The following is a 14,337-nucleotide window of genomic DNA, read 5'->3' on the forward strand; positions in this document are numbered from 1 at the left end:
ATTGAAAATTTGGGAAATACAGAGAATGGAAAAAGGGGACGCTTTAAATTGAAGAAAATGAAATGGATTTACATTTGTTTGGCTATTATGATCGTTGGAGCAAGCATTGTGATTTACCCAGCGGATGCCTATGCATGCTCATGTGTAAGCGAGAGAACGGTTGAAGAGAATAGGGAACAAAGTGACAGCGTATTTGAAGGAGTAGCCATAACCGTTAAGGATTCATCATCTTCCATGCTGCAATCGTCTACTGATCCCGTTAAAGCAAGCTTTCAAGTAAATAAAGTTTGGAAGGGGCAGGTTACACCGCGAATTGAGGTTATGACAGTTGCAGGATCGGCAAGCTGTGGGTTCAACTTTAAAGAAGGTGAACGTTATTTGGTTTTTGCCGAGAAAACAGCTAAGTCGCTTGAAGTTAACTTATGCAATGGAACGGTTCTGCACAGTGCAGCTGGCGATCAGCTTTCCGCTCTTGGAGGAGGATCGATACCGCCCCAGCAGGATGGATTAGATCAGCAGTCAAGTGGGCAAATAGCCAAATATGCAATCGGTGTTTTGATTTTAGCCTTTATTTTTATGATCGTATTTATTCTATACCGTAAGCGTCAAAACGTTAGATCAAGAACATCGCAACGATAGTCGTTACACAAAGCCCAATGAGAACCGGTTTTAGGTTGCGGCGAGCGAGTTCAAAAGGATCAACACCGCAAATCGCAGCTGCGGGTATAAGCGCCCAAGGGATGATAGTTCCTCCGCCTACCCATATGGCAGCGACCTGACCTAGAGCAGTCAATGTAGCAAGACCAGAACCAATGGCATGCCCAAACATTTGGGCAATGGAGCCTGCTAGCGAAATACCGGAGAAGCCTGATCCATCAAGGCCGGTGACAGCACCAACGACGGTTAGCGTGATTGACCCAACGACGCCATTAACGGGAACGACATGTGCAAGCGCTAGCCCTAAATCATTTACGATCCCGTGCGACGCTTCAGGTAACTTCTCGCCAAACATAGCTAGAAACCCAGAATCACCCAAGTAGAAAAATGCGGCAATCGGAATAACAGGTCCGAATACTTTGAATCCAAATAAGAAGCCTTCAATGAGATAGCTGGTCGTTTTCTCCAAGCCTTTGCCGCCATGAGTCAGCATGGTGATCAGCAGCATGATGAGAATGGCTGTACCGCCTATAAGTGCAGTAGCATCTCCGCCTTGAAGCTTCAGCATGAACATCGCTAATATATCTAAACCAAATAACAAAGGTATGGTAACCGCTAAAACTCTTTTTGTAGTTAGCGATAATGCCTCTCGATCTGCTTTTGCCTCAGGGTCCAATGCTTGTGGTGAGTCATTGCCAGTCGCAATTAGACCATCTCTCCACGTTCCAAGTCGTTGATCGCGGCGCATCATCCAGAAGGCAGCAATAGTAGTAACAGCACCCATTACAATAACGAGCGGGATACTGGCTTGCATAACGGCACTAACCGGCAGGCCAGCCGCATCGGCTGTGAGCTTAGGAGCGCCTTGAATAATATAATCCCCGGATAAAGCTATGCCGTGTCCGAATAAATTCATGGCAACAGCCGCCCCAAGCGCAGGCAACCCTACTCGAATCGCAACAGGGAGCAGTACGGCTCCGATAAGCGCCACGGCAGGTGAGGGCCAGAAAAAAAACGAAGTAACCATCATGATAAGTCCAATTCCCCAAAATGCTAATGCAGGTGTTCGAAGAAAGCGTGTGAACGGTGAAATCATGATTTCATTTATTCCGGTTCGAATGAGTATGCGACTCATAGCAACTATAATGGATATGATGAGAATCGTACCTATTAATTCTTTGATTGCATAAATAAAACTGTTGAAAATACCGCTTACAGAACCGCTTGCAGAAGTGGTAGCAAGAATGCCGATTCCCAATATCCCCGCAATACATATTAAGGTCGTATCGCGGCGCATCAGCATAAATCCAATAATGGCAATGATGAAGCCTAGATAAACCCAGTGAAGCGCCGATAAATGAACATCCATGTCAATCATCTCCCCATGACATACACGAAGCCAGTGCTTACGACTATCGTATAGTAACATATGCATGATAGAGGATAGGCGTTCAACTATTGCGCAGCATAATGATAATGTCAGCTTGCTGTGGTATGATGGAGCGAGCAGGTCATAAACGGTACATTTTGCTAAGGTAATGATCACCAAAATGTACGGCTGTCTGAAGCAGCTCAACACCGTAACAAACGAATAGGAAGGAAGATTGCAAGTGATTAATATTCAAGTAGTAGATGCCTCCATGACATATTCCAAAGAGGACGGCTATGTAGGTAAGGTTCAATTTGGAGTAGAGGGCCATGCTAATCAGTATGAAATAACACTGCACAGCAAGAAAGGCAAAGAATGGGGCTACGGTTTGTTCTTCTTGCATGAATCAGGCAAGGAAGAGGAATTGCTTGCACTAGAGGATTTATTGGAAGAGGATGACGAGCTTTTTGATTTCCTCGTGGAAACAGCTCAGGATAAGCTTGAACAATAAAGGACTTCCATTATAAAAGAAGCTCATGTGTCCTACACATTTAGTGTAAGGCTGCATGAGCTTTTTTCGTTTATTCTCTTAGGTTCCGCTGGATGAAGTGAGTCCAATTTTTTTCATGATGAGCTTGCTTTCTTCGTTAAGCCCAATAAGAGAGACTACTTTATCCAATTGTTCATATTTTCCTTTAACTTTCGCAATAGCAGTCACCGCGGATTGATCCCATACATGCGAGTTGCTAAAGTCGAGCGTTATATGACGCGGATCATTTTGATAATCGAATAAGGTGACGAAGCTGCTGGTTGTTCCGAAGAAGAGCTGCCCAGCTACCTGATAGGTTCTCTGCTCCGAATTCGATTTAGTTGTAAGGATTCGGATCTTTGTGTTTTTGGCGACAAAGACAAGCGCGCTAAGAATTACACCTGCGATTACACCCTTAGACAGATCATGTGTCAAGAGTACGATGATGACCGTAATGATCATAATAAGCGCATCCGTCCGTGGTACTTTATGAATTTGAAAAACGGATTTCCAATCAAAGGTGCTGATGGCAACCATAATCATGACTCCGACCAGTGCTGCCATCGGAATTTTATTAACAACATCGCTTAAAACAATAATGAGAAAGAGAAGGAAGACCCCTGAGACCAGCGTGGATAACCTTGTACGTCCGCCGGACTTCATATTTATGACCGATTGCCCAATGAGAGCACAGCCAGCCATACCGCCAAAGAAGCCGGTAACGATGTTCGCTAGACCTTGCCCGCGCACCTCTTTATTTTTATTGCTGGATGTATCCGTAATTTCATCAAGAACAGAAGCGGTTAGCAGCGATTCCAAAATACCGACTACAGCTAATGACAAGGAATAAGGGAAAATGATCATCCAAGCATCATAGGAGAATAACACCTCTGGAATATGAAGCATGGGGAGGGTGCTTTCAATCGCGCCGCGATAATCAACGGTTTTGAGATCCCCGCCAATCGCTACGGCTATTAGAGATACGATAATAATAGCTGCAAGCGTTGAAGGGATGACCTTCGTAAATTTCGGGAAAATATAAATAATGAGCAAGGTCAATCCGACTAGAGCGTACATGACCCAGGTTGCGCCGACGAAATGCACCAGCTGTGTGGTGAAAATAAGAATGCCGAGTGCGTTAACGAATCCCAGCATGACGGATTGGGGTATAAATTGTACGAGCTTGCCTAGCTTTAGAACCCCCATGATATACTGCAATATTCCTGCTAAAATTGTGGCTGCGAATAAGTATTCAATACCGTGGTCTTTCACTAGTGATACCATGATCAAGGCCATAGCACCCGTTGCAGCTGATATCATCCCTGGTCTGCCACCAAAAAAAGCGGTAATTACAGCTATGCAGAAAGAGGCATAGAGTCCAACCATCGGTCCAACGCCAACCATAAGCGAGAATGAGATGGATTCTGGTATCAACGCCAAAGCGACGGTTATTCCTGCTAAAACGTCCCCGCGTACATTTGAAAACCAAGTCTTTTTCATTGTGTGAAGCAAAGCAAATAAACCTCCTATAATGAATATTTTTTATAAAAATGTTTTTTTGACTTTTCACTCTCAGAAAAGTCGGGGCCGATGCACACTGAGCGTTATTATACACCAAATCAAGTATGGAAAATAAATATCAAACAATCAATTAAGCGCTTACATGGTTAAATATCATTAAATATCTCAGTTGTTCTTCCATTTTCACTAAATATATAGACATAAAAAAACACCGCATATCGCGGTGCTAAAGATATGAAGTGTCTGAATTTAGAGCGGTCTTTCGATCTGATCGTTTCGATTCTTTTGCATTCTCTTTTTTCGGAACTTAAAGGCAATAAAACCCAAAATAACAGCTGCAAGTGCATAAATGACCCACATCCCATAGGTATAGATGTGATTGGAAAGATCTTGAACTTTATCACCTACTAAAGAACCGACAATGAAGTAAATGAGTGTCCATACCAAGGCAGAAGGATAAGCGAAGAGAGCAAATCTTTTGTAAGGCATACGGTTAACGCCTGTTACATATGGGGTAACATGTCGCAAAAAAGGAAGGCACAGGCTTATACTGATGGCATATCCGCCATAACGATCGCTTAAATCCTGTGATTTAAGCATGAACTTACCTATATTTTTCTTACTGCTAAACCAGCTTGAAAGTTTGCTCCCTGAGAATATGCCAAGGCTGTAGCTAAAGGTCATAGCCGAGCAGATACCTAGGAAAGTCATCGTATAAGCAGGAATGTACGCAATGACCCCTGACTCCGCAAGTGCTCCCCCAGTCATAATAACTGCTTCGTTGGGTATGGGGAGACCGATAAAGCCGAGACATAGGACGAAAAATAAGGCGAAATAACCGAATTCTTCTATTATTGAAAGAAGCAAATCATACACTAAGCAACATCCTTACATAAAGAAAATAATAAATGAAAAAACCTTCACTTCAGCTAGATTAACATAAACGAATCATAAAGGATACTAAAGACATATTTGTCCAAAGCCATTGTTTCCATTTTAACCAATTCGTAACTATTTGAAGCTTGGAAGGAGATACAATAAGGAATAGGTGTTTAAAAGTATGAGAGGGCGGCTATTCTTATGTTTGATTTTCATCAAAGGGTTGAGTCTCTGAGACAATATGAATCCTTATGTTATAAAGTATGCATAACATTGCTAATAGAAGAACAAAGAGCCTGTACTTTAGCTGAACAAGTTTTATGCCGATTGTTTGCGAAGGATGAGTTCTGGAAGATGGAGGAAGCTTTGCGTCCTGCATTTATATTGCGTATGTGCACAAGGGAATATATCGATTTTAAGCGGGACAGCGAAGAAGCGACTCGAGAATTTGCATATGTGAATTGATATTTAACGCTTTCTGCGATCATAATAGAAGAAACTATATACAATTAGACGAACAGCAGCAATGATTGAAGAAAGGTCGATTAAGCATGAATGGATTGGATTTAGAAGCTTGGAGCAAGGAATTAATGGATTGGAAAATAAAGTCGGTCATCATCTCACAAGACCAGGAGACGGTTTCTGAATGGTATGAGCGAGGTGACGATTCAATTGGACCGCTTTACTCTTGTACCAAAAGTATATTATCCGCGCTTATTGGAATTGCTCATGAGAAAGGTTTTTTAAATAGTATGGATCAACCGATTACGGATTTTTTGACTCATCCTGTTGAAATAAGCACTGCGCTAAGCGAGATAACCTTAAAACATTTACTTACAATGACTCCGGGGTTTGAATGGCCTGATTTTGACAAGCCTTATAACACATTTAAGAAGGCGGAGGACCCTGTTGCCTTCGTGTTCCAGCAGCCGCTAATATCGGCACCTGGATCAGCCTTTACCTATAACTCGGGAGGGTCGCATTTATTATCTGTAATATTGACAGAAGCGACGGGAATGAGCGCATTAACTTTTGCTAAAGAATATTTGTTTGGACCGCTTGAATTCCGAAGCGCTCGCTGGATGGAACGTGCCGGCGTGAACGAAGGGGGGACAGGACTAAGCTTGTATGGCAGAGATTTGGCCAAGTTTGGTCAATTATTTGCAAAGAACGGCCGATGGGGCAATAATCAGCTGTTATCATCAGAATGGGTAGAACAATCCACAAAGCTGCATCATCGAGGTCTGCTCCATTATGATCCGCCTATCTACGGCGGTTATGGTTATCACTGGTGGCATTCACCGGAGAGTCACAACGGTCAAGTTGATTGTTATTTTGCTTTTGGTCATGGTGGTCAATATTTATTAATTGCGCCGGAGCTTGACCTTGTTATCGTTATTCGCAAGGAAGTCACGAAGCGAAATGATGCCATACTAGCAAGAAAACTTATTTTTGAACATATCATTCCTTACATAAAGTAGGCTGTCTGAGCAAGGTTGTTCCTTATTCCTTGCAAGACAGCCTATTTCTTTCGCCTTATATGTCATATCTGCGTTAGATAGTGTCTTATTCATACTGTGAAACATATAATTATTTAAGAAAATCTATTGCTTAACGCTAAAAACTGCACTATTATGTTAATTAACCTTACACAACGCAAGTGATTCATGCCATTCTCTTTCCGTTTGATTTTACAGAAATAGATAAGTGGGCGCTTAACCAACGGAATCAGCTATGCTTGCCATTTGGATTTTAAGTATGAGGAATGTTTTGGGCTGACTATTTAAAAGGACTTTGGCGAGCTCGTTAAGCGTCACTTGCAAAGTGGAATGCCGATCGAAATGGTTGATTTTGAAGGGAAAGGGCATCCAGAGTTAAGTTGGAAAAGCTGGAGGTATTAAAGTCAGAATATTTAATTAAATCGAATGATAAATAACTTATTTAGATTGAAGATGGCCTTCTTGTTCCGGAAATTGTTGCTCTCATCCCCTAATAAGGAAGAGTCCGTTCGATAAAGGCCTCGGCAAGCACGAGGAGGGAAATGACATGTCAACAATTTTAATACGAAATGCAGTAGTGATGACAATGAATGAAGAGGATTTTATATTCACAGGCGATGTGCGCATAGAGGGGAATCTTATTGCTGAAATTGGGCAAAGTCTGAATGCATCAGGCGTTGATCGCGTTATTGATGCAGCGGGTAAGGTGCTGCTTCCTGGTTTTGTGCAAACACATCTTCATCTGTGTCAGACGCTATTTCGAGGAAGGGCGGATGATTTATCGCTCATCGAATGGCTAAAGGACAAAATATGGCCGCTGGAGGCAGCGCATAGCGAAGATTCTGTCTACTATTCCGCTATGTTGGGCATTGGAGAACTGATTCGCAGCGGAACGACGACAATTCTGGATATGGAGACGGTCCACTATACTGAATCTGCTTTCCAAGCGATTAAGCAGAGCGGCATACGAGCGCTGTCAGGCAAGGTAATGATGGATCACGGCAATGAAGTGCCGCTTGCACTGCAAGAAAATACACAAAAATCACTTCAGGATAGCGTTGATTTGCTGGAGAGATGGCATGGAAAAGAGAATGGAAGAATTCAATATGCATTTTGTCCGCGATTTGTTGTTTCCTGTACGGAAGAACTGCTGATTGGGGTTCGAGATTTATCTGAGCAGTATGGGGTAATGGTACATACCCATGCTTCTGAAAATCTCAGTGAAATTGCTATGGTTGAAGAAGAACGCGGGATGAGGAATATCGTTTACTTGGATCATATCGGACTGGCAAAGCCCAATTTGATTCTTGCGCATAGTATCTGGCTTGACGATGAGGAGAAACGAATCATTCGTGATAGAGGTGTTAAAATCACGCATTGTCCTGGCTCTAATATGAAGCTTGCTTCGGGCGTTGCAGAAATTCCGCTGCTGCTGGAGCAAGGCATTGATATAGGGATTGGCGCAGATGGGGCGCCGTGTAATAACAATTTGGATATGTTTCAGGAGATGCGCTTGACTGCTTATATGCAGAAGGTAAAGCATGGACCTACTATTATGAATGCAAAAACAGTTCTCCGCATGGCGACAATGGGCGGGGCGAAAGTGCTCGGGTTAGAAGAGAAAATCGGCAGCGTGGAAATTGGCAAGCTAGCGGATCTTCAGCTTCTTGATTTAGAGGAATTTCATGTCTATCCTTCATTCGATGCTGACTGGTACTCGAGAATTGTATATGCAGCAACGAGAGGTGATGTGGATACCGTCCTTATTGATGGACAAATCGTAATGGAGAGTAAGATCGTAAAAACTGTTGATAAAAAAATAGTACTGAAGGAAGCTGATCAATCGTTACGGAGATTGATTGCACGACTTTAGAAGACAGATAAGACAAAGAAAGCTTTGAAGATACTTTTGAAATGAGTGGGTGCTTCTTAATGCGGACGAGGAGGGATTAATTATGGATATGTACGAAGTACTGGCTGCGGTTCAAGCGGATGATCAGCCCAGCGTGCTTGCTACTATCGTTTGTGTTGAGGGGCACTCTTACCGTAAAGCAGGGTCGACCATGTTAATCAGACTTAACGGAGAAGGGGTTGGGACTGTCAGTCCAGGCTGTTTGGAGCAGGATTTACTAGAACATTCGGAAATAGTCTGGGCTTCCGGCGGTTTTAAATGCGTTGATTACAATATGAATCCTGAAGAGGATGTCATTTGGGGTGATGCAGTTGGCTGCGGCGGCAAAATCATGCTGTTGCTTGAGGCGGTAGGTGGTTCTCTTCGCAGTATGTTACTGGCTATGCATAAGCGTAATCAAGAGGGTTTTTCAATGAGATTGGAGCGGAGTTGGAGTGTAAAGGAGAATTTGATTTTCTATGAGCTTCACGAGGTACAGGCGAATCGGTCATCTGTGAAATTTGTGGGCGGGTCAGATAATCTGCCTGATCGTATGTCTATTGTGAGTATTCCTAGACCGCGTCTAGTCTTGTTTGGTGTTGGCAAGGACGTCGAAGCTATTTATTCAGTAGTTAAACGAATTGGATTTCATGTTGTAGTAGCAGATTGGCGTCCCTTGCTTTGCTCGAAGGAGAATTTTCCAGAGGCGGAATGTGTGACGGGGTCGCCAGAAGAGATTGTGAATCAGCTCAAGCTGAAGGGCGATGATTATTTGATTATTTGCAGTCATAATCTTCTCCAGGACAAAGAAATGCTTCGTTTGTCGCTTCCATTGCAACTTGTATATATCGGAATAATGGGCTCTAAGAAGCGGATTCGAATGCTGTTTGAAACCTTTCTCATTCCATCCAACGTAAGAGCGCCTATTGGCTTGCCGATTGACGCGGACGGTCCAGTTGAAATTGCGATAAGTGTTGCAGCAGAGCTAATAGCTATTAGAGCTGGACGTAAGACAACAATGGAGAGGGAGATGATTCAAGATGCTTCTTTCAGCTCTTTACTTAGCGGCAGGACAGAGCAAAAGAATGGGAGTGCGCAAGCAAGCGCTAGAGCTGGCGGAGAATCTGCCGCTCGGAAGAACGGCATTGCATGCTCTCTCGCTACTCCCCATTCATAAAACGGCGGTCGTTGTACATCCGGATGATCCGGTATGTTGGCTTGGGCGCGCATATGGCGTTACAGACGATGGTTCTCTTTCAGTTGAAAGCCAACTGATAAAAGTGGTTTGTGAAGACGCTCCTCTTGGTATGTCCTATTCCATTCGATGCGGTCTTCAAGCGTTGTTGGATGATGAGCCTGAACTTGAGGCTGTTCTGATCGTTCTCGCTGATCAACCTTTTGTTCCAAGTGACTGGTTTGCGAGGCTTATAGCGAAATGGAGTGAACGACCGCCATTCGATTTCGTTGCTTCGTTATCATTGGAAGATAGGTGTGCTTCGGCAATTTATATGCCTCCAGCGGTATTGTCACGCACCATGTTTCAGGCTCTTCTAGAACTTGAAGGTGACGCCGGTGCGCGAAAACTCTTTTTGTCTCCGAAATATAAGGGCTGCGGCCTATTTCCTCCCGAAAGCGAAACGTTATTTGACATTGATACTCCAGCTGACATGAAAAAGGCGAGAGAACAATTTTTGGGCATTATGTCGAAGAAATAACAAATAATACGTTAGGAAATATGACGTATAACTAGTTAAATAGTGCGTCATGCAAAATTAATTGTGTAGATTATATTTTTTTGTCAAATGTATGTTATATATATTGACGTATAGATAACGCGGATATATATTTAATATACATTACTGGTGGTTACTGGTAATGAGCAAGAGCTTCTGAGCCGTCTTTTAACGACAGTGATGTTAGCTTTATGCATGGGGGATAAGCGAGATAGTGGTGCAAACCTTATTGGTCTTATCTTTTCAAAAAAATAGAGACTCGGGGAGGAACAGTATGAAACAGTACAAAACGTTTTTTGTAAGTTTGGCACTTCTATTCACGTTTGTTTGGGTATTAAGCGGCTGTTCAAGCGACAAAGACAAGAATGCAAATGCGGGGGCGACAAACGCAGCGACGAAAGAGCCGGCTGAACAGACAGGAACGGATGAACCAGCTAAGCTGCCGCGTGTTGCGTTCGTTTATATCGGACCGCCAGGAGACGGCGGTTGGAGCTACGAGCATGATAAGGGTAGATTGTACATGGAAGAGAAGCTGGGTATTAAATCGGACACGGTAGAAAATGTCCCAGAGAGCGCCGATGCCGAGCGTATCATTACAGAACTCGCTCAAAATCATGACATTATCTTCACAACAAGCTTCGGTTATATGGATCCAACACTCAATGTCGCTAAGAAGTTCCCGAATGTCAAATTCGAACACACAGCAGGATATAAAACAAATGAAAACATGAGTACTTATTTTGGCAAAAATTTTGATGCCAGCTACTTAAGCGGGATTGCTGCAGGTAAAGTAACAAAGAAAAATCTTATTGGATATGTTGGCGCATTTCCAATTCCAGAAGTTATTTATAACATCAACGCCTTCACTCTCGGCGTACAAAGCGTTAATCCTGATGCAAAAGTTAGCGTCGTTTGGTCGAATACTTGGTACGATCCAACAACGGAGCGTCAAGCTGCAGTGAGCTTGCTTGATAAAGGAGCTGACGTGCTGCTTGCTTACCAGGATTCTCCGGCAACGCTGCAGGCTGCTGCTGAACGCGGTGCAATGGCTGGAGGCAATGACTCAGATATGACTCGTTTTGCGCCAGAAGCTTACTTAACGAACCCGATTTGGAACTGGGGTCCTTATTACACAAAAGTTGTCCAATCGGTTATGGATGGGACATGGAAGAGTCAGCAATATTCCGGATCCATTTCAGACGGTATGGTCGATATTGCACCAATGGGGCCAAATGTTCCAGAGGATGTGAAGACGCTGGTGAATGAAACAAAAACAAAGCTAGTTAGCGGCGAAGTCAATGTATTTACTGGTCCAATCACTGATGCCTCAGGTGCAGTTAAGGTTGAAGAAGGTAAAACACTTACGCTTGATGAGATTCTGGTTATGGATTGGTTTGTCAAAGGTGTAGACGGCACGATTCCGAAATAAGCCGTCTTGAATAGATGGATAAATCAACAAATCCCTGAATGAAGGGATTTGTTGACTTATCTAATACTTTCAACGTACGAAATAGGTTTGTTACGCAAACCTTGGATTATGCTTACGAAGTAATTTTGCTCCGCAAAATTTTTAGGAGGAACCTCTATGAATGAAACCTACTCGGTGGAAATGCGCCAAATCGTGAAGACCTTCGGCTCCGTAGTTGCGAATGATCTTGTTGATTTTCAAGCGAAGCCCGGACAAATTCATGCGCTGCTGGGAGAGAATGGAGCGGGCAAAAGCACGATGATGTGCATGCTGTCAGGTGTATACAGACCGACAAGCGGTGAGATTTACATTCACGGAGAAAACGCAAAAATTCGTTCACCTAAGGACGCTATGAATCTTGGTGTGGGCATGGTGTTTCAAAATTTCCGTCTCGTTCAAACCTTAACGGCTGCAGAGAACATTGTGCTCGGTGAGAAATCATCATTCTGGCGCGGCCCCAAATGGATGAGCAAAAAGCAGGAGGAAATTGAAGCGTTAGCAGATCGTTTTGGTCTACCCTTTCCGGTAAATAGACCGATTTGGCAGCTTTCAGTCGGTGAGCAGCAGCGGGTTGAAATTGTTAAGACTCTGTATCGCGGTGCAAATTTGATTATTTTGGATGAACCAACCTCTGTGCTGACACCCGGGGAAGCAGATCAACTGTTTGAGACGCTTCAATATATGAAGGAAGAAGGCAAAACCGTTATTCTGACAACCCATAAGCTGAAGGAGGTAATGGCTGTTTCTGATCAAATCTCCGTTATGCGCAAGGGGAAGCTCATTCATACGATGGACAAATCGGAGACGAATGAACGTGACCTTGCGAAGCTGATGGTTGGCAAGGAGATTGGAGAGAGCAAGCCGTTTACTGTGCGACCGCAAGGAAAGCCGTTGCTAACTGTCAACCATGTTGATGTATATGCGGATCATGGAAGGAAGGCGCTTGATCATTTCACGCTTCAAGTGAATGAAGGAGAAATTGTCGGTGTAGCTGGCGTGGCTGGCAATGGTCAAAAAGAGCTTGCAGAAGCACTAACTGGGCTCAGGCTGTGGAAGAAGGGCAGCGTCCAGTTTAACGGCAAAGAATTAAAAAATGGATCAGTCAGAGCAGCTATTGAGTCTGGTATCTCACATGTGCCAGAGAATCGAATGAAGAGTGGTCTCGCCGGCAGTCTAGGCGTAGTAGATAATCTACTGTTTAAATCATATCGGACAAAGGAGCGTTCCCGATTAGGATTTCTGAGAATGAGTGTAAATCGCTCATGGTCGCAGACACTGGTACATCAATTTGATGTAAAAACACCTCATTTGGACACTCCCGTCCAGCACTTATCAGGTGGTAATCAGCAGAAGCTGCTTTTTGCAAGAGAAGTTCACCAAGAGCCGCTTCTCATGGTTGCTGTTCACCCTACGCAAGGACTGGATGTCGGAGCGACTGAGGGGGTTCATCGGTTATTGACTGAAATGCGCAATGAGGGCAAAAGCGTACTGCTTATATCAGAGGACTTGGATGAAATTATCCAACTATCTGATCGTATTCTCGTTATTTTTAATGGAAAAATTGTTGGAGAAATGAAGCGGGATGAAGCGAATCGGGAGCGAATTGGCATGTACATGGCGGGACTCCAGGATGGGGAGGTGGAAGCTGGATGAGTAAAAACAAACCCCTGTTGCAAGAGAGCGGGACATTAACGCTCAACCCAACACTTGAACCGAAGAAACGGAAGTTTTGGTCCTATCGGATTGAAATTGATTCTTCGAAAAAGGGTACCTCTTGGTGGATTCCGTTCGCTTCTATAATCCTTGCTCTTCTCTTATGCGGAATCTTTATTTCAGCAAATGGAATGAACCCCGTAACGGTCTACAAAAAAATGTTTACTGGCGCATTTGGCACTTCATATGGTTTGACGGAAACGTTAGTCAAATCGATCCCGCTGCTTTTATGCGGTCTTGGTGTAGCGATTGCTTATCGTATTTCTGTCTGGAACATTGGAGCAGAAGGGCAATTTGCGGCTGGGGCTATGGCGGCGACAGCAGTTACGATTTATTTTCCAAATATGCCGAGCATGCTAATTATTCCTGCCATGATCGTCTTCAGTATCGTTGCAGGGGGATTTTGGGGTCTGTTGACGGCTATTCCTCGAACTTATTTTCAAGTCAATGAACTTGTTACTTCCTTGATGCTGAATTACGTTGCTCTGTTAGCAATGAATTATTTTGTCTTTGGTCCATGGAAGGATCCAAATGGGATGAATTTTCCGGGGACAGCGATTTTTACGGAGGGGCAATCCCTGCCGGTACTCGGCGATACTCGACTTCATCTTGGTATTATTTTCGGCATAATCGCAATTGTACTCTACGGCTTATTCATTAAATATACTCGGTTTGGCTATGAGCTTAGGCTTATTGGCGCAAATCCTGAAGCGGCCAAAAATGCGGGTATACGCATAAGCAGACATATTTTACTCGTTATGATTTTGAGCGGCGGTTTGGCTGGACTTGCGGGAATGGCTGAGGTTTCCGGTGTATCACATCGTTTAATGTACGGGATTTCACCCGGCTATGGATATACGGCAATTATCGTGGCATGGCTGGCTAAGCTGCATCCGATCGGTCTTATTATTTCCTCCTTTCTGTTTGGCGGATTAATCGTAGGCGGCTTCAGTGTTCAAACCATTGGTTTACCTTCTTCTTTTTCACAAATGCTGCAAGGCGCGATTTTATTTTTCCTCATAGCAGGAGGTACGGTTAGTAAATTTCGGATTCGCAGAAACGGTTAATAAAGGAGCGG

Annotated in this window: 13 protein-coding genes; 10 read left to right on the forward strand and 3 right to left on the reverse strand. The window is 43.7% G+C overall.

Annotated elements, in window-relative coordinates; all coding sequences use genetic code 11:
- The first annotated feature begins 48 nt into the window (after positions 1-48).
- Positions 49-639: a hypothetical protein gene (locus AC0YOD_RS04020; RefSeq protein ID WP_475797936.1), complete on the forward strand. Its 591-nt coding sequence runs from the start codon at positions 49-51 to the stop codon at positions 637-639.
- Here AC0YOD_RS04020 and AC0YOD_RS04025 read toward each other — a convergent pair.
- Positions 614-2,026: a hypothetical protein gene (locus tag AC0YOD_RS04025; protein ID WP_475798362.1), complete on the reverse strand. Its 1,413-nt coding sequence runs from the start codon at positions 2,024-2,026 to the stop codon at positions 614-616. The genes AC0YOD_RS04020 and AC0YOD_RS04025 overlap by 26 nt on opposite strands.
- A gap of 241 nt (positions 2,027-2,267) precedes the next feature.
- Between AC0YOD_RS04025 and AC0YOD_RS04030 the strand changes: the two genes are divergently transcribed.
- The gene (locus AC0YOD_RS04030) at positions 2,268-2,537 is read left to right on the forward strand and encodes a hypothetical protein (protein ID WP_475797937.1); all 270 of its coding nucleotides are present in this window, start codon (positions 2,268-2,270) and stop codon (positions 2,535-2,537) included.
- A gap of 78 nt (positions 2,538-2,615) precedes the next feature.
- On the opposite strand, the gene AC0YOD_RS04035 is transcribed toward AC0YOD_RS04030, so the two are convergent.
- Together AC0YOD_RS04035 and AC0YOD_RS04040 are read right to left on the reverse strand one after the other, a co-directional pair.
- Positions 2,616-4,067 carry a SulP family inorganic anion transporter gene (locus AC0YOD_RS04035; RefSeq protein ID WP_475797938.1) on the reverse strand — a complete coding sequence of 484 codons (1,452 nt, stop codon included), beginning with the start codon at positions 4,065-4,067 and terminating at the stop codon, positions 2,616-2,618.
- A gap of 258 nt (positions 4,068-4,325) precedes the next feature.
- Positions 4,326-4,952 carry a DedA family protein gene (locus AC0YOD_RS04040; RefSeq protein ID WP_475797939.1) on the reverse strand — a complete coding sequence of 209 codons (627 nt, stop codon included), beginning with the start codon at positions 4,950-4,952 and terminating at the stop codon, positions 4,326-4,328.
- A gap of 330 nt (positions 4,953-5,282) precedes the next feature.
- Between AC0YOD_RS04040 and AC0YOD_RS04045 the strand changes: the two genes are divergently transcribed.
- The 8 genes from AC0YOD_RS04045 to AC0YOD_RS04080 all read left to right on the forward strand — a co-directional run bounded on the left by AC0YOD_RS04045 (position 5,283) and on the right by AC0YOD_RS04080 (position 14,326).
- Positions 5,283-5,420, forward strand: a complete 138-nt coding sequence (locus AC0YOD_RS04045) for a hypothetical protein (RefSeq protein ID WP_475797940.1) — start codon at positions 5,283-5,285, stop codon at positions 5,418-5,420.
- A 65-nt stretch (positions 5,421-5,485) separates the two neighbouring features.
- The gene (locus AC0YOD_RS04050) at positions 5,486-6,436 is read left to right on the forward strand and encodes a serine hydrolase domain-containing protein (RefSeq protein ID WP_475797941.1); all 951 of its coding nucleotides are present in this window, start codon (positions 5,486-5,488) and stop codon (positions 6,434-6,436) included.
- Between the two features lie 565 nt (positions 6,437-7,001).
- Positions 7,002-8,327, forward strand: coding sequence for a 5'-deoxyadenosine deaminase (locus AC0YOD_RS04055; protein WP_475797942.1), 1,326 nt, complete (start codon positions 7,002-7,004; stop codon positions 8,325-8,327).
- An 82-nt stretch (positions 8,328-8,409) separates the two neighbouring features.
- On the forward strand, positions 8,410-9,522 hold the full coding sequence (locus AC0YOD_RS04060; RefSeq protein ID WP_475797943.1) for an XdhC family protein: 1,113 nt from the start codon (positions 8,410-8,412) through the stop codon (positions 9,520-9,522).
- Complete coding sequence (locus AC0YOD_RS04065) at positions 9,437-10,060, forward strand: NTP transferase domain-containing protein (RefSeq protein ID WP_475797944.1); 624 nt, start codon at positions 9,437-9,439, stop codon at positions 10,058-10,060. Before AC0YOD_RS04060 ends, AC0YOD_RS04065 begins: the two co-directional genes overlap by 86 nt.
- Positions 10,061-10,352: 292 nt before the next feature.
- Positions 10,353-11,507: a BMP family ABC transporter substrate-binding protein gene (locus tag AC0YOD_RS04070; RefSeq protein WP_475797945.1), complete on the forward strand. Its 1,155-nt coding sequence runs from the start codon at positions 10,353-10,355 to the stop codon at positions 11,505-11,507.
- Between the two features lie 156 nt (positions 11,508-11,663).
- Positions 11,664-13,199 carry an ABC transporter ATP-binding protein gene (locus tag AC0YOD_RS04075; RefSeq protein WP_475797946.1) on the forward strand — a complete coding sequence of 512 codons (1,536 nt, stop codon included), beginning with the start codon at positions 11,664-11,666 and terminating at the stop codon, positions 13,197-13,199.
- Positions 13,196-14,326, forward strand: coding sequence for an ABC transporter permease (locus tag AC0YOD_RS04080; protein WP_475797947.1), 1,131 nt, complete (start codon positions 13,196-13,198; stop codon positions 14,324-14,326). The genes AC0YOD_RS04075 and AC0YOD_RS04080 overlap by 4 nt, the downstream gene beginning before the upstream one ends.
- Positions 14,327-14,337: the final 11 nt, after the last annotated feature.

The sequence above is a fragment of the Paenibacillus sp. J31P13 genome, assembly GCF_056269295.1.